Origin of the sequence: Flavobacterium sp. W21_SRS_FM6 (assembly GCF_052119645.1) — a bacterium.
Classification (GTDB): Bacteria; Pseudomonadota; Gammaproteobacteria; order Enterobacterales; family Alteromonadaceae; genus Paraglaciecola.
On record NZ_JBGQOM010000006.1, the window covers coordinates 193,665 to 213,918 of the forward strand.

At 44.1% G+C, this 20,254-nt stretch carries 11 protein-coding genes; 4 read left to right on the plus strand and 7 right to left on the minus strand.

The features are described 5' to 3' along the window. The first annotated feature begins 12 nt into the window (after nucleotides 1-12). The 3 genes from ACEN2L_RS12140 (at nucleotide 13) to ACEN2L_RS12150 (ending at nucleotide 6,286) form a co-directional block, all read left to right on the plus strand. The gene (locus ACEN2L_RS12140) at nucleotides 13-1,101 is read left to right on the plus strand and encodes an ABC transporter ATP-binding protein (RefSeq protein ID WP_441744038.1); all 1,089 of its coding nucleotides are present in this window, start codon (nucleotides 13-15) and stop codon (nucleotides 1,099-1,101) included. An 882-nt stretch (nucleotides 1,102-1,983) separates the two neighbouring features. Next, a complete protein-coding gene (locus ACEN2L_RS12145; protein WP_441744040.1) occupies nucleotides 1,984-4,686 on the plus strand; it encodes a TonB-dependent receptor in 2,703 nt (900 codons plus the stop codon). A 217-nt stretch (nucleotides 4,687-4,903) separates the two neighbouring features. Continuing rightward, nucleotides 4,904-6,286 carry a hypothetical protein gene (locus ACEN2L_RS12150; protein WP_441744041.1) on the plus strand — a complete coding sequence of 461 codons (1,383 nt, stop codon included), beginning with the start codon at nucleotides 4,904-4,906 and terminating at the stop codon, nucleotides 6,284-6,286. A gap of 98 nt (nucleotides 6,287-6,384) precedes the next feature. Here the strand turns inward: ACEN2L_RS12150 and ACEN2L_RS12155 are convergent, their stop codons facing one another. The 7 genes from ACEN2L_RS12155 to ACEN2L_RS12185 form a co-directional block, all read right to left on the minus strand. Continuing rightward, a complete protein-coding gene (locus ACEN2L_RS12155) occupies nucleotides 6,385-8,127 on the minus strand; it encodes an Lnb N-terminal periplasmic domain-containing protein (protein ID WP_441744043.1) in 1,743 nt (580 codons plus the stop codon). Between the two features lie 96 nt (nucleotides 8,128-8,223). Further along, nucleotides 8,224-8,589: an adenosine deaminase gene (locus tag ACEN2L_RS12160; protein ID WP_306024448.1), complete on the minus strand. Its 366-nt coding sequence runs from the start codon at nucleotides 8,587-8,589 to the stop codon at nucleotides 8,224-8,226. Between the two features lie 147 nt (nucleotides 8,590-8,736). Further along, nucleotides 8,737-11,019: a GH92 family glycosyl hydrolase gene (locus tag ACEN2L_RS12165; protein ID WP_441744045.1), complete on the minus strand. Its 2,283-nt coding sequence runs from the start codon at nucleotides 11,017-11,019 to the stop codon at nucleotides 8,737-8,739. A 175-nt stretch (nucleotides 11,020-11,194) separates the two neighbouring features. Continuing rightward, nucleotides 11,195-11,836 (minus strand): HAD-IA family hydrolase, encoded by a 642-nt coding sequence (locus ACEN2L_RS12170; RefSeq protein ID WP_441744046.1) that lies wholly within the window; start codon nucleotides 11,834-11,836, stop codon nucleotides 11,195-11,197. Nucleotides 11,837-11,840: 4 nt separating this feature from the next. After that, nucleotides 11,841-14,174, minus strand: a complete 2,334-nt coding sequence (locus tag ACEN2L_RS12175) for a GH92 family glycosyl hydrolase (RefSeq protein WP_441744047.1) — start codon at nucleotides 14,172-14,174, stop codon at nucleotides 11,841-11,843. Nucleotides 14,175-14,254: 80 nt separating this feature from the next. Further along, entirely contained in the window at nucleotides 14,255-14,983 is a 729-nt protein-coding gene (locus ACEN2L_RS12180; RefSeq protein WP_441744049.1) for a FadR/GntR family transcriptional regulator, read from the minus strand. Between the two features lie 215 nt (nucleotides 14,984-15,198). Continuing rightward, on the minus strand, nucleotides 15,199-16,701 hold the full coding sequence (locus ACEN2L_RS12185) for a catalase (protein WP_441744051.1): 1,503 nt from the start codon (nucleotides 16,699-16,701) through the stop codon (nucleotides 15,199-15,201). 416 nt (nucleotides 16,702-17,117) lie between these two features. Here ACEN2L_RS12185 and acnA point away from each other — a divergent pair, with 416 nt between their 5' ends. Next, nucleotides 17,118-19,883 (plus strand): aconitate hydratase AcnA, encoded by a 2,766-nt coding sequence (gene acnA, locus ACEN2L_RS12190; protein ID WP_441744052.1) that lies wholly within the window; start codon nucleotides 17,118-17,120, stop codon nucleotides 19,881-19,883. Nucleotides 19,884-20,254: the final 371 nt, after the last annotated feature.

Sequence of the window (20,254 nt, forward strand, 5' to 3'; positions counted from 1 at the left end):
CAGGACAGCACAATGTCAGAAATTGAATTGATAAATATCAAAAAGCAGTACCAACAAACAGAAATTGTAAAAGGTATTGATATAAAAGTTGAGCAAGGCGAGTTTGCCGTTATTGTTGGGCCGAGTGGCTGTGGTAAGTCGACCTTGCTGCGTATGATTGCCGGCTTAGAAGACATTAGTTCGGGTGAATTACGTATTGGCGGGCAAGTGGTTAACCATGTATCGCCAGACAAACGGGGCATAGCTATGGTGTTTCAATCTTATGCATTGTACCCCCACATGACCGTCGCCGATAACATTGGTTTTGCTTTGAGTTTAAAAAAAGTCGATAAAGCTGAAATCAGTAAACGAGTCAAAGAAGCGGCAGAGATGCTGGAACTTACGCCCTTGTTACACCGCAAACCGGCCGAGCTTTCTGGTGGCCAGCGTCAACGTGTAGCCATCGGTCGGGCGATAGTGAAACGTCCAGAGGTGATCTTATTTGATGAACCACTCTCTAACCTTGATGCCAAGCTTCGGGTGCAGATGAGAGCTGAGCTGATGCGGTTGCACCGCGAATTTGGCTCGACTGTAGTGTATGTCACCCATGACCAAGTTGAAGCCATGACCATGGCGCAAAAAATTATTGTGTTAAATGAAGGCAAGGTCGCACAAGTAGGCAAGCCTATGGAGCTTTATTTGCAACCAGAAAATCAATTTGTGGCGCAGTTTATCGGTATTCCCAAAATGAATTTATTAGAGGGAAACATCGACGGACGAACTTTTACCCTTAACAATGGTGAACAAATAGAACTGCCAGGTGACTTTGCACGCCATACTAAAGCGCAATTAGGTATTCGCCCTGAGCACCTAGAAGTTAGCGATAAAGCAGGGCCATGGCATGTGTTTTTAGTCGAGCGTCTGGGGGTTGAAACCTTTTTACATCTGCGTGATCACAACAATCAACAAGTGGTAGTGAGGCTTGAAGGTGATAGCAAGCTAAACGAAGGCATGAAGGTCACACTAAACTTTGCTGCACAGCGCTGCTTTTTGTTTGACTCAAAGGGCCAACGAATTGCCGCAGCAGTGGCTCAGCTCAACAGAGTTAAAAGCCCCGCTTAGTTGCTCTTAGCTGCGTTTAATCAGCCTTTTGTGGCTCGTGCGTGTCTCGGTCGAAGTACTTGCAGGGGGTGAAGTTCTAAGCGAAACCACCTGCAATTGATTGTTTCGCATAACCGGTACAAAAAAGGGCTTTTGATGCGGCGAAAGCGCTGTCTAAGTAACAACATCCTCAGCGTGGGGCAAGTTTAGATTTTCATCATTCTACCTTAACCAAGCCGCTAGCGCTGGGGCTATGTCACTTTGAACATGATGTTTTACGCGGGGGCGCTTATTACTTACCAAACAGTGCTGAGGCCGGGGTGATAGTAGTGAATAATCCGCTAACCCTTCAATTAGATATCCAGCGTTTTAACGCTCAAGGGTACATAATGAGAACCCGATCAGGCCAAGGGATGGTACGTGAGCCAAGCTAAGAGAATGACGCTACCAAAAGTGCTGCACAAATCATGTCCACTGATGTTTATTCTGGCTCCTCCCATCGTGTTGATTCAAGCCCACCGCTTTGTTTTATAAAAACCTTGCCGTGTTCATCATTTAGTCACAATACAGCCATACATTAAGCATCCTTAGTATAACTTGAATTGTTGTTACCGGTGTCATTACTAATTATAAAGGTCTGTAGCGGTTTTTTAGCTGATTTAATATAGGTAAAAGCGAAATTTGTCTATAACGTATACAAATACTTATCAACATAAAATTTACATTTTATATTAAGCAGCAGCTACACGTTATCTGAAAGCGTGGTTAATGACCTAACTCCCTTTAAAAATAGCGTAATTGGTGAGTTAACAAAAATTTATCAAATATTTACATTTTTTGTTGACACCGGTGTCAGTAATTCATATTGTTATGTTGTTATTTTGTTAATGAAAGGGCACATAAATGAAAAATAGAACAAAAAGCGTACTAGCAATCGCGATAGTAAACGTTTTAGCTACTTCGTATTCACCCGCGTTACTGGCACAAGAATCCACTGATGATACAGAAATAATCGAGGTTAAAGGTTTTAGAAGTTCGGTTATTAAAGCAAAAGATTTAAAGCGTGAAGCGCTGATTGCACAAGATTCAATTGTTGCAGAAGATATCGCAGATTTTCCTGATTTAAACTTGGCTGACTCATTGCAACGTATTCCAGGCGTGGCAATTACCCGTGAAGGCGGTGAAGGTCGTCAAATATCCTTACGCGGTATGGGCCCTGATTTCACCCGAGTAGAATTGAATGGCATGGAAGCGCTTGGTTCATCTTCGTCTCCGATGGATAGTCGTGGCGCAACCAGTCGTTCAAGAGCCTTTGATTTCAATATTTTTGCCTCCGAATTGTTTAATCAAATTGATGTAAAAAAATCTTATTCTGCTGATATGGAAGAAGGCGGTATTGGTGGTACGGTTGGTTTACATACGGCGAGACCATTCAACTATAAAGGCTTTGAATCATTAGTTGGGGTGCAAGGTGGTACCAATACTAATACGGATAGCTTTGATCAACGTTTAGTGGGCATGGTCTCCAACACTTGGGATAATTTTGGTGCATTGGCTTCGATTGCGTATAGCACAAAAGAGTCTCGTGAAATGGGTTACAACACCTATAGATGGCGTAAAAGAAGTACCAGCAACTATAGCGATAGTTTAGATAGTCAAACCCAAGCCTTGCTTGAAGATGGTGAACTGTGGTTCTCCCGAGGTAACCGATATTCAGTATGGAACAACCAGCAAGATCGCCTCGGTGTGACGGCCGCCTTACAGTATCGCGCTTCTGATGATCTAGAATTTAGTCTGGATTTTTTACATGGAGAATTAGAGAACACCTTAGACGAGCATCATATTTCAACGGGCGGCTCCAGTAGTACAGCTTTAGGTTTTGTAGAAGAGCTGGATTACATTGATAACAATGGCGACAAAGAGGTGGTCTTTGCACGTTACTCAAATTCTATAGTTAGAACCGAATCTCGAGAAGATTACAACGAATCAATCTTCGACCAAGTGACCCTGCAATCTAAGTGGACCATCAGCGATGAGTTGAAAATGGTTGCACAAATTGGTAGCAGTAAAGCAGATTATAATCAGCCTAAAGTAAATAAAGCTAACTTGATCCGTCGAAACAGCGGTATTACCACTGACTTTACCCAAGACCGTTTTTATGGCGTGAATACCTACGATTTTGACCCAACCTCATTAGATGGCTGGGCAGTGAAAGATATTTATTTCAAAGAAGACTACATTACCACTGAGTTTGATAATGCTAAGTTGGATTTTGACTACTTAGTCGGTGATTCTGGTACCTTGACCTTTGGCGTTAACTACAAAAAGTTCGTCAACAGCGGAGAGCGTAGAGAGGATTCTGGCTACGTTGAAAACAAGGCTCCACCTCTTAATGCCGGTATTGATACCGTTACAGCTGACATCACTGAAGTCTACTCTGCACATCCAGACCAAAGCTGGTTACAACTCGATATGGATGCAGCTAAAGCCTTTTATGGTTTAAATGGCCTAGAGTTAGGTGAAGACAAAATTGTGCCCACCGAAAGTTATCAAGTACAAGAAGAAACACAAGCCGCTTATGCCCAGTACACTTGGGACAATATGTTAGGTGATTCTTTGTTACGCGGAAATATCGGCTTGCGGTATTACAATACTGAACTCACAGCAACCGGTATTTCTGAAGGCGAACAAATTAGAATAGTGAGAGATTACTCAGGAGTCTTACCGACCTTAAACTTGTCTTATGAAGTAATGGAAGATGTACTGTTGCGTTTTGGTGCCAGCAAAAACTTAACTCGTCCGTCATTAAACGCCTTGTCGGTTTCTGCAAGTGTTTCTCAAGCTACGTTGGCTGAGGGTGACATAGGTAAAGTGACAGTGGGTAATCCAAGCTTAAAGCCTTACTCTTCTGTAAATATCGATACATCAATTGAATCGTATTTTGACGGTGTAGGTTTCTTGTCAGCTGCGGTTTTCTATAAAGATATCAAAGATTTTGTTGTCACTGAGACTTTAACAGAAACCTTTACACTGGCTGAGTTGTCGTTGCCCAATTCGTTGCTACCTAATGGTGGTACACCAACGAGTCAATTTAACGTGACGTCACCGCAAAACTCAGATTCATCTACCATTAAAGGTTTTGAGTTTGCCTTTCAACGTGACTTAGACTTTTTGCCGGCACCTTTTGACAAGTTAGGCGTGATAGCCAACTACACATGGGCAGATGGCACCAGTAAATACCGCAATGTACAAGGCACAGGTGTTGATCAAGTTAAGGCTTTCCAAGGCTTATCGAAAAGCAGCTACAATATGACATTGTATTATGAAACTGATTCATGGGGTGCTCGTATTGCGGCGGCCTACCGTGACAGATTCATCAGTGCTGTTGAAGCCGGTTTAGGTGATGAAGATGAGCGCGGCTTTCATGAAACCACTTATGTAGATTTTTCAGCGTTTTATCAAGTTAATGAGTCAATTAAAATTAATATTGAGGGCATTAACTTGACCAATCAACGAGAAGAGCAATACAGTGATTCCAGTGATCGTCAATACAATACAACAACAAGTGGCAGAACGTATATGGCTGGTGTAACTTACAAATTTTAAGTCAGTTACTCAGCGTTATCGAAAAACGAAAAGGCGTTGCGAATTTCGCAGCGCCTTTTTAATTGATAAATAGCAAAAATGTAAATAACGAATTGCATAACATCCGAGTCTAAAATTGAGAAGTGTCATGTTTTACAAAAGAATACCTCCGAGCAACGCCTTGTTGTGCTTGTTACTACCTGTGTTAGTTTCCTGTCAAAACCATCAGGCGAAGTCATTGAGTGAACACATTACGCAGGCAAATAAAGGCAAACAATGGCTAGCTGGTGATCACCATATACACGGTAAATACAGCGCAAAATGGGATACTTCGACGAATCCGCCCACACCTATATTGCGTGGTGACGCACAATATGCCACCGCTATTTATGCGCAGATGGCAAAGCACCATAACTTAAGTTGGATGGTTACTACAGATCACGGCGGACCGAACCACAGTGAGTTGAATTTACACCAAGCCTATCCTGAACTTGTAGACTCACGTAAAGCCACACCAGAAGTATTGCAGTTCTATGGTATGGAATTCGACACGCCGGGCGCCCGTCATTGTAGTTTGATTATTCCTTACTCTGACAACGAAGCGAGTCAGTTATACAACATTGAAAAAAACTTTAATCGTCGTGAAATAGAGCCTGATACCAGCAGTCGTGATAGCAACGAATTTATGCTTAAAGCACTGCGTAGCATGCAAGCACAAGCATTAAAACCCATTCTAATCACTAACCATCCAGCCAGATTGGCCACTGATCTAGGCACATTCAACAAAGTGACACCCGCTCAGTTGCGCAGTTGGCAAGATGCAGCACCAGATGTGGTCATTGGTATGGAAGGCGCACCAGGTCATCAAGCCAATGCCCTTAATCCTGACGGCTCAATTCGTAAAACTGGGCGTCGTGGTGGTTATGACGACTTCCCGACTATGGGGGGCTTTGATCAAATGACCGCCCAAGTAGGTGGCGTTTGGGACAGTATGTTAGGCGAGGGACGCCATTGGTGGATCACCGCTACATCTGACAGCCATATGCACTATACCGAAGGGCGAACGGACTTTTGGCCTGGCGAATACTCTAAAACCTTTGTATATGCCGAAAAACAATACGACAGTATTCTTGAAGCCCTGCGCGGTGGTCATGTGTTTGTGGCCACAGGTGATTTGATTAACGAACTTTCAGTGTTGGTGAGCGATGAACAAGGGCAACAGGTTGATATCGGTGGCACCTTAAAGGTGAAAAAAGGCGACAAGGTGAATATCCGCATTCGTTTTCGAGATCCCAGCCAGCCAAACTTTGGCCGTGGTACGCCAACGGTAGCCCGTGTCGATGTTATACAGGGTGATGTAACAGGCAAAGCAGCTAATTCTTCTGTCGATCATAATCCAAGTACAAAAGTGAGTGCTCGCTACACTTCAAGCGATTGGCAGGTCAAAGGCGAATATCGGGAATTTCAATTTGCTATTGCGGATATTGAACATTCACAATATATCCGTATTCGCGGTACAAATCAGGCAAATGAACTAGAGCCAACAATCGACCCTCCGGGCGAAGACCCATGGTCTGACTTATGGTTTTACAGCAATCCGGTATTTATTCTGGTGGAATAAGGCCTTATAAGCTTGGCACCGGTTTAGCTGATAAAGCCTGATCGGTGTCAGGCATTTATGGTGCTTGTCGCACTTATTTAGTGCCAAGTTAAATAAGTTTAGTAAAGATACTTAAAATACAGTCCAAATGACTGTTGCTCATTTAAATTTGTCCATTTTTTTTCAAATGTCCCGTGCAGTGAAATATTTTGCTGGGTATAGATAGAGTGAGTAAGGGCTAGGCTTTTAATGACTTGGTCCCCCTGTCGTTGATTGTCGGTAATTGAAAATGACACGAGAGTTTTCATATCAAATATTTGATAAAACATCAGACCTACCTCTGGGCGAGTATAAATATAGCCATGCCCCTCACTAAAGCCTAAACCTACATTCATCTGTGAATACAACAATAAATCATGGGAGAGTTTCACTGCGAGCCCTATGCCGCTATAAATATCTAAGGCTAAAGCACGCTGTAAATACGGGTTTACGTGTTGTTGAACACCAATGCGCAATTGGCTAGATACGCCACCGGTAAAAGGCTCATAGGGCACCAAGCTGCGCATTGCATACAACGACCATTCTTCTAACTCAATCTTTGTATTTTGGGCTGAAACTAAGAGTGATAATGAGGATAGTTCCAGTGCACTTTCACTAAAGAACTGACGATTATCATCTTCGAGTCTGCGTGATGCTGGCATATAGTGAATCTGAAACCAATTTTCGCTGTCTATTTGACGCATCCCTACCGAAAACTGCGAGTCGTTGGGCGCCGCGATGGGCTGTTTATAAGCGCTCAAATCAATGTCGAATTGCTCTAAGTTTTGGTCTTGGCCAAAGGCCTTAAGTATTCCTTTATTATCGTTAAAAGTAGTTCTATCTATCGCTCCATTTTGTAATTGGTAGAGATAAAAACTTTCAAGTAGCTTTAATGATAAAAACTGTGATTCAGCATGGCGTGACGCAAGGTTTGCTAGATTTCGAGAATCGATCTTCGGGTCAGGTATGGGGTTATTTCTCAGGGAATGTGCGTCCTGCAACATTCTAATTTTCCACTTATTTGCAGCTATAACAGTGGTTGTTGATATTAGTTTATTTGCCTGTGCTGACTTCACGACATCTAGAGGTGTGACCCATGCGTTAGGTTCGGGGCTCATTGTCGGTTGGCCGATTGCTAACAGCAGTTGAGTTAGCGTTGCGCAATTATAGGTGTGAAAAAAATAAGGGATGGTCGCATTTTTTAATTCCCATAGGTGGGCGTGAATAAGTTGCAGTTGCTCTGGGTTAAAATCAAGTTGGTATTCCCATACATTCCGTTGCTCTGCGTTTAAATACTGATCAATGTGCTCTTGATAAGGAGATACTTTGAAGAAACTTTGTTTGCCAATAAAGAGACTTTCCCACAGTATTTTTGCAGCATTAATACTGTCTAGTTCGGTAAAAAAAGAGACGGCATGAGAGACGGCGTTAGCCTTGTTATTGGTCCCTTCAATTTTCAACATAACATGGCCCATCATGCTGCTGGCTTGAGTTAGATTTTCAGAGGTATACACCAAATAGATTTTGTCTGCTGGGGCTAAAGTAGAAAACTCTGTGTAGCCTACGCAATCGCTCATTGAGAAGTTTGACAAGCTGATAGTTAACTGGCGTTCAATGTAGCGTTTTCGCGCGGGGAAACGGCAGGCAGCAGATGGCTGCATAGTCAGTAATTCGATCGTTTTGCTTAGTTCATTTAGGCTGCTAAAGTCTTCTGCAGAAAGCAAAAAGGTAGGATCGGAAATTCTAGGAGTATTCGCTTGAGCTTGAATCAGGGCTTGCCATACTGGGTCTTTAGCAAGAGTCTGCATTTGAGTAGGTGACACTGCGGCTTCTGTCTGCTGAGAAAAAGTGCAAATAAGCAATAGCGCAAATAAAAAGGAAGCCGTAAAGCTTCCTTTGTTCAGGTAAAACATGAAATATTAGTTACAGCTGATAGTGACAGAGTCCTGATATTTCCACATTTTTTTACTTCCCATGTCGGTACTTGAACCGAAAACACCACCAGAAAGAATGTTCACCCAAAAAGTAGGTTCAATTTCTTTGTTCAGTTGGGTTTCTGAAGTACAACCTTCAGCATCAGTGACTAAAATTTTATCAGCATTTTCTTTTTTAAGAGTGATAACACCCGGTGCTTGCTGAGTGGCTCCATCAACGTTGACATCAATTTTTTGACCATTAGAGGTAGAGACGTTTATTTTGTGAGTGTCTTCAGAAAGAATTGTGGCACAGCCAGAAGTTACGATTACAGTGGCAGCAACTAAGGTTCTCAAAACCAATTTTTTCATTCAAATTTCCTTTTTATTTTATAATTTAGGCAAAAGCCGCCGGCATTATACTCAAAGTAGTATTCGATGCACTCAAAATAGGTCTGGTTAAAATTTTTTGCAAAAAAGTGCAATAGAGAACGTTATATCCCGCTTGCACCCATCATGCTAATGTTGAATCGACTTAGATGGTGGTAAGTTTTCGCTACCCCATTTAGAGGGCTTTGAGCCCATTTTGAGGATGAGTTCTCCGCCGTTGATGATAGCTTCGTGTTCAATCCACGCCTTATTGAAGTCTTTACCGTTCAAGGTGGCAGAGACGATATATTTGTTTTTATCACTTAAATTATCAGCTTTGATCTTGAAAATCTTGTTGTTACCAACATGCAAGGTTGAAGACTTTAAATACGGCGTATTGAGTAAATAATAAGGTTGACCTGCATTAGGGTATAAACCCATCATATGAAAGGCTAACCATGAGGACATTGCACCCGAGTCGTCGTTACCGGGTAAGCCATCGCGTCCACTATGGTAGTGTTTATCGATGATTTGATGAATTCTATCCGAGCTTAAATAGGGTTTGCCTAACCAGTGGTAAAGCGTTGAGGTTAAGAATGAGGGTTCGTTACCGACATTGTAATAGTCTTTATCAAACAAGGTATTTAAGCGCTGTTCAAAGGCTTGCTTACCGCCGCTTTTTTCAATGAGTTTGGCGACATCGTGGGGCACATAAAACGAGTATTCCCACGAACTGGCTTCATAGAAGAAGCCACACCACCAACACACACAATTTGGCCAGTCTTGGGCGATAGGTGTGTAAGGAATACGGGCGTTTAAGCCTTCAGTGCTGGCGCACGGCACTTCGTCAACCCAATTACCCGTGGCATCTTTAGGCATAATAAAACCCTGCGCCCCATCATGTTCAATGTCGCGCCATAGGTTTTGCCAATTATCAGCTTGTTGGCTAAACCGGTAATACTCGCCCATGCGCTCTAAACCTTCTGCGACAGTTGCCAGTGCAAAGTCATTATAAGCGTATTCAAGTGTACGATTGCCTGCACGAACGTAGTCTGTAGACACATACCCCAAACGATTATAGTCCTCTAAACCGCCTCGGCCTTCTCGCTCCGCATTGCCGCCTGGTGCAATAGTGGCGTTTTTAATCATGGCTTTTAACGCTTGGTGATAGTTCACGCCACTTAACTTTTTAACGTAGGCATCGGCAATCACTACATCAGCATTCGAGCCTCCTTGGGTTCTGCCGTTGCTGTTACCGCTGCGTCCTTCAGGTAAATAACCGTCGTATTGATAGATATTTAGCATGGCGTTGATGATGTCTGCCTGACGCTTGGGCGCGATCAAGGTAATCAGCGGAGAGGATGAGCGAAAGGTGTCCCAAATGGCGTAAAAATCATCGTAGTAGGGCGTGGCGGTCCATAATGGGTTTTCGCCTGAACGGTCAACTGGCATCAACATGGTATGATATAAGCCGGTATAAAACATGATTTTTTGTTCACGGCTGGTGGACTTATCAACTTCAATTTTAGAAATTAGCGCCTCCCACTTGTTTTGCGTATTCTTGACTACCTGGGCAAAATCCCAGTTGGGTAATTCGCTGTTGAGGTTTTGTTTGGCTTTGGCTTCACTGATAAACGACAGTCCTATTTTCAGATTCACCGTTTTACTTTTGTGATTGCTAAACTCACACACTAAACCGGTTTTTTCAGCCGAATCAAACTGGCTGATTTGCGCTGGGTAAAGGGTTTCACTTTTAAACGTGCTGAAGTTGTCACAGGGCTGATCAAACATGGCTGCATAATAAACGGTATAAGCACTGCCGTTGTTCCAACCGCCACGAATACGACTGTAACCGCGCACTTCAGTTGGTGACACGACCTCGACTTCAGAGCCCACAAATTGTTGAGCTTCACGGGAGTCAGGTACCGACTTCTCACCCAGAAAAAAACCACCGTCTATTTTAATGGCGTTGTGTTTGGTGTCTTTGAAGGTATAGCGATGAAAGGCGGCTCGATCAGCGGTGGCTAATTCGGCTGTGATGCCCCATTTACTCAATTCAGCGGCGTAATAACCCACTTTGGTGCTTTCACTGGTGCGTAAACTGTGTTGCTCAATGCTATCAAAGTCACCAGAGTAAGGCATGACGGAAATATTGCCGTATTTCGGGCCGCCACCCGTACCACTAACATGGATTTGGCTAAACCCCACAAGAGCTTTGTTTAAGTCAGGATCGTAACCACTGTTACTGTGAGTGCCAATATCTGGACCTGGTTTTACCATGCCAAAAGGATTGCTTGGTCCAACAAATACGTTACCTAAGCCTACTGAGCCGATAAACGGGTCGATATATTGGTGGTAAGTGGTCTGGGCAATACTGCTGTTACAAAAAATAGTCGCGCTTAACAACAGCGACGTTTTGACTAAATTAGACATGGATTGACTCTTTTTTAATAGTTACGATTCTTTACTCATGAAGCGGGCAAACAAACGCTTCTTGAGGGTGTTAACGTATTTTTAACACACTATTGACACCGGTGTCAATTTCATCGAACGCCTTATCAAAAGGTAAATCAGTGAAGCGTCTGTACCAGTGTGAGAGCGCTCACTATTAACGAATCTTGGCAATTAAACTGGGCAGTTGAGCGGCATTTTCAAACTGGTATACCTGCTCGAAAGGGCAATGTTCTTGATGGGGGTTATAAAAAAATACGTGCATCCCGGCTTTTACTCCCGCCTCTATACCAGCCATGCTGTCTTCAATCACGGCACATTGCGAGGGCGCAAAACCCATTTTTTGGGCACTGCATAGGTAGATGGCGGGGTCGGGTTTAAAGAAGCCAATATCGTAGGCACTAAATAGGTTTTTATTAAAGTACTGGCTTAAACCACACAGGTCTAATGCTTGCTGAATTTTTGTCAGCGGCCCATTTGACACCACTGCTTTGGCTTGCGGCAATTGCTCGAGGGCTTCAGGTATGCCGCTAATAGGGTTGAGTTTACGTTTAAATAACTCGGCTACCACTGCTCGATAACGTTCAATAAAATCATCGCTAAGTGTTACGTGATGAGTTTCAGCTAAATTTGCAAAGATTTTTGCTAACTCACCCCCGCGATAATGTTTAACCAAGTAAGCGGTATCCAGTCTTACGCCCAATGGCCGAAACAAAATAGCGATGGCGCGATTACACAGCCATTCACTGTCGACTAAGGTGCCATCGTTATCAAATAGTAAACACTGAATACGGCTCATCTCGTTATTTTAAGCTGGTATTGGGCGTGTCAGACATGGTTAATTCGAGCACACCACCTTGTACTATTTCACTGTGGCGCAAATAAGTGCGTGACAGGGTAAGCCCGTTTAGTTTGATGGCCTTGATATAGGGGCTTGTTGCATTATTACCTGTGGCGACGATGCTAAATGTGCGGCCCGAGTAATATTGCTGATCGAGATGAATATCGATGCGTTCGAACTGCGGGCTACCTATCCAATAAATGGGGTCGACTTCTGTACCACCAGTGAGTTGAAATAAACCTATCTTCATCAGTACACTCAAACTGCCCATTAAGCCCTGATCTTCATCGCCGTTGTAGCCAAAGTCAGGGCTTAAATCTGCGTACACCGTATCAACGACTTTCCTTGACCAGTATTGAGTTTTCCAAGGCGCACCTGCCGCACTAAACATAAACGCAGTTTGCATACTGGGCTGATTGCCGTAATTAATAGGCGTGCGGCTGTAATCAGCGTTAGCCTCATGGGCATGGGCTTTACCAGAGGTAAACTCCTGTTTTTCTGCGATTTTAAAAGCATCATCAAGGCGTTGAATTAATACCTCATTGCCCCCCATAAGTTCAGCTAAACCCTGGATATCATGGGGCACAAACCACGTACCTTGTGCTGGGTTAGACTCAACAAAGCCGTTTTCATACAAATAAGGATCAAAGGGGGTTTGCCAGCTACCATCTGCATTTCGGGAGCGCATAAAGCCTGATTCTGCATCAAATACATGGCGATAGTTTTGTGCACGATTACTGTAATACGCATAGTCTTCGTCGTGGCCCAAGGCTTTGGCAAACTGAGCTAACGCGTGATCTTGAAAGGCGTATTCTAAGGTCATGCCCGTGCCACGGCGGTGGTTACCATAGTTACTTTCGTTTTCTGGTAAGGGGTAGGGCACATAACCTTTGTCGAGGTAATGGCTCATGCCACCACCCGCTAGGCTGTAATGTTCATAACCTGCTCTGGCCATCATGCCTTGTGCAGAATGACTATGTTGTAAACCCCGATAAGCCAAATCAATATCAAAGTCACGAATACCTTTCATGTAGTTAGACACTATAAAGGGGGTTGATGAGGCTCCCGTCATAACGTAGGTGTAGTTACCACCAGAAGGACCACGCGGAATTTGCCCGCCATCACGATAATACTGCAACAAACTATTCGTAAAATCAGAGGCCACCTTAGGATAAGCCAGAGGCCATAGCGTGCTGATAGTCCACTGTGCACCCCAAAACGAGTCTGAATTATGCTGGTTAAATTTCGGTTTACCTTGAGGGTCAAGGGGGAGTTGCCCCACGCGCGCTATACTGGCTGTTTGATCCATATATTGGCCGTTGGCATCTGAAATAATTCGGCGGCCTTGCAAGGCATGCCATAAGTCGGTGTAAAAACGGCGTCGCTGGTTTTCTGTGCCACCGCTAATTTCAATCTGCGACAGCATCTTGTTCCATGTTGAATCGGCCTGTTGTTTTACTTGCTCGAACTGCCAATGAGCCAGTTCTGCGTCAATATTGGCTTTGGCATTGTGTTCAGACACATAAGAAATGCCCACTTTGAGTAAGGTTGCCTGAGCTTGTCCTTTCAAATTCACTAATACGCCAGCATCTTCGCCATCAATCCCGCTAACGTGTTCAAAAATTTGTTCTTTGCGCCACGCAGTGAGTGTGTCGATGTCTTGATTAAACTGCGCATAAAAATAGACTTTAGTTGGGCGTGGTCGTCTAAACGTTGCTTTGTTAGTGATGAAGCCACTAAGCGCTGAGCTGCCTTGCTGATGAATTTCAGCGTGGCCTAATTCTGAAGGGCCTAATTGGCCGCCAAGTTGAAATAAAAGCTGTTGTGCTTGGTTAGCGGGATACTGAATTTTGTGCAAACCCACCCGAGTGGTGGCAGTAAGCTCTACATTGATATTGTAACGGTTTAAATAAACCTGATGATAGCCTGGCCTGACTTGTTCTTTTTCGTGACTGAAGCTTGAGTAGTAATCATTTTTTAGTTCTTTGAGCGGTGTGTCACTTGAAACAGGCATCACCGATAAGCCAGATAACTGCCATGCATGAACATGACTAAAGCCTTTGATTTCTTCGCTATTGTAGCGATAACCGCTGCCCCAGGCGCCGCCAAGTTCAGTGTCGGGACTTAAGTTGACCATACCAAAAGGTAATGATGCCGAGTCGAAAAAAAACCATCTGCTATTAGCGGTATCGAGATACGGGTAAACCAAATCCGTGTGTGACTCAGTAGCGTGAACATTAACTGAGGCCACCACTAAACTTGCGATACAGAGCCGTTTGGCAAAAGTCATAAGCATGTGTCTATTTCCGAGAAAAATAAAGTTAACTGACTATATACCAACAGGACAGTCCAATTGCAACTTTGGTCTGTCCAATTTTAATCAGCTAGTGATAAGGCATAAGTCTCAGTCACTTGCGATAAATGTTCATGCATAACCTTTCTCGCCCCTTCTGAATCGCGTCGGCTCAGCATCTGATAGAGCTCTTCATGGGCTTTAATATTTGGGTTAGCACCGTGCTGACGGACTTTTTCAGTAAATAAACGACTAATCTCTGAAGATTCTCGCAGGGCCCATAGCCATTCGACCATGGTGAAAATAGCGCTGTTTCTTGATGCGTGTGCAATAAGTTGATGAAACTTACCGTCAAATAATTCTGCTTCTTTGATTTGATTCTGCTCAACCAATTTGCGCATTTGGTTTAAATAAGTTTTTAACTTGAGTAATTCTTCGTTGCTGATGCGCTGTGCTGCCAAGGCGGCCGCTTCGCCCTCAATTAACAAACGTGCTTCCATAATTTCGAAAGGTCCGGGGGCATCTTCTAACAATAAAGAGTTTTTGATTCGGTCTGACTTGAGCACATACACCCCTGAACCGGGTCTAATTTCCACTGAGCCAGATACTTCCAAGGCAATTAGCGCTTCACGCACAGTTTGCCGACTTACATCAAATTGTAAAGCGAGATCCCGCTCTGCAGGAAGGCGATGCCCCGGATTCATATTTTGCGATTGGATCAGCGCTGACAACTGGTCGGCAATATTCAAATAGAGACGCTGGGTATGTGTATGACTTTTGTCGCGCTGGGTGGGTAAAACAGGTACAAACATAGGGATATGGCCAGGGTTTAATTGCGCTGAATTGGACGGTTCAAACCGTAGTGTGTCGTCTTTGGATTGACCAATTTAAGCTATTCGCCCCTGATTTTCAAACCCAAAGCAGATTTAATCATTAGCCCACCCAAGGTATTGTGGGGACACGTTAGGGGGTTGATAGAGTCAAAATAAAAATGGGCAATGCCTATCATTGCCCATTTTCTCGTTACTTATTTATCTTCAAGTGGGGTGTTGTCAGTAATAGGAACCGTATTCACATCGCTATCCATTTCTTCATTGGCCTTGCGAACGCCGGCTTCATACTCAGGATGCACGCGTTTTAATACTGCGTACCATCTCTCTTTAACTGCCATAGAACAAGGTCCCATAGCTGCCGCGTAATTTGCGTATAAGCGTTGCTTTTGTTCGTCGCTGAACAACTCGAAAAGCGCTCTAGGTTGAATAAAGTCGGCATCTTCTGTCTCCTGTTTATATCTATCAGCATTGCCGTCAATTTTTAGTGGTGGCTCTTGCACACTCGGATCAGCCACAGGGCCGTCATGCTGGTTGGGTTCGTAATACGCGTCGGCGTTATCGAAATCATTGGTGAAAAAACGCATTGCACCATCTTTGTGGTAATGGTTCACCTTGGCATTTTTAGGGCGGTTAGCCGGTAAGGCTTCATAATGGGTACCGAGGCGATACCGATGGGCATCTGCATACGAAAATACTCTCGCTTGGAGCATTTTGTCTGGACTTAGGCCTATACCAGGTACGACGTTTGAGGGGCTGTAAGCGGCATTTTCGACCATCTGAAAGTAGTTATCTGGATTTTTATTCATCTCAAGCTCGCCCACTTCTATTAACGGATAATCAGCGTGCGGCCACACTTTGGTCACATCGAAGGGGTTGTAGTTTTGTTGGCCGGCTTCGGTTTCAGGCATCACTTGAATAAACAAGGTCCATTTTGGAAAATCGCCATTATCAATCGCGTTGTACAAGGTTTCTTGGTAGGCCTCTCGGGTTTTACCAATCAATTTTTCGGATTCTTCATTAGTGTAATGCTGATGACCTTGTTGCGTTTTGAAGTGAAACTTCACCCAAAAACGCTCGCCTTGCTTGTTGTACAAACTGTAGGTGTGGCTGCCGTAGCCATTCATGTGCATGGGACTAGTTGGAATGCCGCGATCAGACATCAAAATAGTGACCTGATGTACTGACTCTGGCTGTGCAGCCCAAAAGTCAAACATCGCTTCGGGTGACCGCAAGTTGGTTTTAGGATGACGTTTTTGCGTGCGAATAAAATCGGGAAATTTATAGGCATCACGTACAAAAAACACTGGGGTGTTATTACCCACCATGTCCCAATTACCCTGTTCTGTATAAAATTTTAAGCTAAAGCCTCTCACGTCTCGCTCGGTGTCCGCTGCGCCTGATTCACCGGCAACGGTTGACCAGCGGCTCAGAACTTCGGTTTGCTTACCGATGCTAGAAAAGATATCTGCACAGGTATATTGGGTAATATCATGCGTAACTGTAAATACCCCTTGCGCGCCCCAACCTTTGGCGTGGACAGCGCGTTCAGGTATACGCTCTCTGTTTTGGTGGGCTAACTTTTCAATCAGTTGGTAATCTTGAAGTAGTGACGGACCACGGGCGCCGGCGGTAAGGGTTGTGTCATTTGATGGAACAGGCGTGCCTGCGGAAGTTGTTAGAGTCGGTTTCTTAGACATGTTATTGGTTTCCTTTTTTTAACGCTATCGAGCAAATTTTGTCGAGTAAAACATCTAACTACTGTTCAAATATCACGCCAAAACATGGATCTACGGCTAAATCACTCCCTCGTTGCGGCGTGTAGTACGTCTCGGTTCATCGCAGCTCGTTCAAAAATCGTCAAACAAAGGCTGTTATCCTGTTAAATCCGCAAATGTTACAGGTCAGTGAGTAATATTTACGCTATCTGGGGTGTAAAAATAGGTAAAGCGCGTTAAAGCCCTCTATATAAGGCTTATCATAGCTGGTGTGTAACTTGCTCTTATCACTCCACATTCGTTTCGTCGCCTCGGTATGGAGGATAAGCACTTCATCTTTAAAAATAAGACGTTGGTAGGCGGGCGAAAATTTTTTTGATGCACCAAGGGAGCTTACTATGCACAGCACTTCTCACTATTTAAAAACACTGTCAGTTGATGGCAAAGCGTATCGCTACTTTAGTCTTGAGACTTTAGCCAAAGACTATGCGCTATCTAGGTTGCCATTTGCGGCTAAAATTTTATTAGAAAATTTACTGCGTCATCATGATCAAGCCTTTGTTCAGCCTGAGGACATTGTAAAATTGGCCAGTTGGGATGTATTAGATCCAACACCCACAGAAATAGCCTTTGTGCCCTCTCGCGTTGTATTACAAGATTTTACCGGCGTGCCTGCTGTAGTCGACTTAGCTGCGATGCGCGACGCAATGGTAGATTTGGGTGGCTCACCGCAAAAGATTAACCCATTAAAACCGGTAGAATTGGTCATTGACCACTCTGTTATGGTTGACTTTTTTGCCCAAAAAGATGCGTTTAGTAAGAATACCGCCAAAGAAGTCGAACGAAATAAAGAGCGTTATCAGTTTTTACGTTGGGGTCAGAAAGCCTTTGACAATTTTAAGGTGGTGCCACCAGGTAAAGGCATCGTGCATCAAGTTAATTTGGAATATTTAGCCAGAGTAGTTTTTATCGATGACAAGAGTGACAGTGAAAATTCAGTGAATAATGGCGACAGCGAACAAGCCAATCAAATTAGCTCAGCACTGTTATATCCAGATACCTTAGTGGGTACTGACTCACACACCACCATGATTAATGGCCTTGGGGTATTGGGCTGGGGTGTTGGTGGCATTGAAGCAGAAGCCGCCATGTTAGGGCAGCCGGTTACCATGTTGGTACCAGAGGTAGTAGGTATGGAATTATCCGGTGCTTTACCCGCGGGTACTACTGCAACTGACTTAGTGCTCACCATTACCGAAACGCTGCGTAACTTTGGGGTTGTAGGTAAATTTGTCGAATTTTTTGGCGAAGGTGTCAAACATCTGTCGATTGCTGATCGTGCAACCATTGCTAATATGGCGCCTGAATACGGTGCAACCTGCGGTTTATTTCCATTGGATGAGCAAACTGAAACTTATTTAAAGCTTACTGGCAGAGACGAGCATCACATTAAGGTCATTAAAGCGTATGCCAAAGCGCAAGGCATGTGGGGAACAGAGGCGCAGCAGTCTGCAGAATATCACGCCACTTTGAGTCTGAATCTAAGCGAGGTGGTGAGCTCGATTGCTGGACCCAAACGCCCACAAGATCGTATTCCTTTGACTCAAGCTGCGACCCAGTTTAATCATTGGTTATCAGAGCAGCAAAAATTATTGGTCACCACTGACGATACTGAGAAAGGTCGTTTTGATAGTGAAGGGGGCCAGCAAGTGACGCCTGATGATCACGAGCCTGATTGCGACTACAAAGGCCAGCAATTTAAACTGAAAGACGGCGCTGTTGTTATTGCCGCTATTACTAGTTGTACAAATACTTCAAATCCATCGGTATTGGTAGCGGCAGGTTTGTTGGCCAGAAAAGCCAAGGCCTTGGGGCTTGCGGTAAAACCTTGGGTAAAAACCAGTTTTGCCCCAGGCTCGCAAGTTGTTACTGAATACCTCGACAAAGCACAGTTAACCACCGACCTAGAATCCATGGGCTTTAATTTGGTCGGCTACGGTTGTACTACTTGTATTGGCAATTCTGGTCCTTTACCTGACCCCATTAGTCATGCAATTCGACAGGGAAAACTGAACGTTAGCGCTGTGTTATCCGGTAACCGTAACTTTGAAGGCCGCATTCATTCTGATGTTAAAGCCAATTACCTGGCATCTCCGCCTTTAGTGGTGGCGTACGCACTAGCGGGTAACATGAACGTGGATTTGCTCACCGAACCACTCGGTACTTCTAAGGCAGGCAAGCCTGTGTATCTGCGAGATATTTGGCCAACTAATGATGAAATACAAACCCTAGTGAACGAAGTCGTCAGTAGTAAAATGTTCACTGAGCGTTATGCCCACATTTTTGAAGGCGACGAGAGCTGGAATGCCTTAGAAATAGCTGACAGTGCCCAATATGATTGGCCAGAATCAACTTACGTTAAAAAACCAACCTTTTTTGCCGACATGGCGCTAAAGCCCGCAGCGCTCAGCGCCATCAAAAACGCTCGCTGTTTGTTAAAGTTGGGAGACTCAGTGACTACCGACCATATCTCACCAGCTGGCAGTATTGACCCTTCTGGCCCGGCTGCGGAATATTTACGTGAACATGGTGTGGATGAGCAAGACTTTAATTCATTTGGTTCACGCCGTGGTAATCATGAAGTAATGATGCGCGGCACCTTTGCTAATATTCGTTTGAAAAATCAATTAGCACCTGGCACGGAAGGCGGTTGGACACGGTTACAGCCCTCAGGCGAACAAATGAGCGTATTTGCTGCCGCCATGCAATATCAGCAACAGGATATTCCCTGTATTGTGATCGCCGGTAAAGAATACGGTACGGGGAGCTCACGAGACTGGGCGGCTAAAGGGCCTTTGTTACTTGGTGTAAAAGTAGTGCTTGCTGAAAGTTACGAGCGAATTCACCGCTCGAATTTAATAGGCATGGGCATTTTACCCCTCCAGTTTAAGGAAGGTGAAAGCGCGGCCAGTTTGAAACTTGACGGTACAGAACAATATTCCATAGATGTTATACAACCAGATCAGCAAGACGTAACAGTGAGAGTGGCAAAAGATGATAGCGAATTTAGCTTTAGCGCCACAATACGCATAGATACCCCCAACGAATTTAGCTATTACAGTAATGGCGGTATCTTGCAATATGTATTGCGTCGCTTAAATTAACGCAAAGCCGCAAAGCCGCAAAGCCGCAAAGCCTAAATTGTCCGGCTGTGTATTCAACCAACGTTGCATGCACAGCTCTATTTTTTAACATCAAGCATTCACACTGCGGCCTCTCACCCTCTTTCTCGCCTTTAGTTATCCTATCCCGCGTATTTTTGCATGGCTTATTTTTAAAGGGTCGTAACAGAATTATCAATCTGCGTTCTTGCATCGGTGAACTAATTCGCTCTTTATATGAATTGTGGTATGACCAACTTCCTATTTGACTAACTATCATATGACAAGTGTTCGTCAGTGCCGAGAGTAGAAATTTACGTTGCAAGGTATGAACGGTGCCAGTTTTTAACGATTGTTAGCGCAGAAAGGGCTTT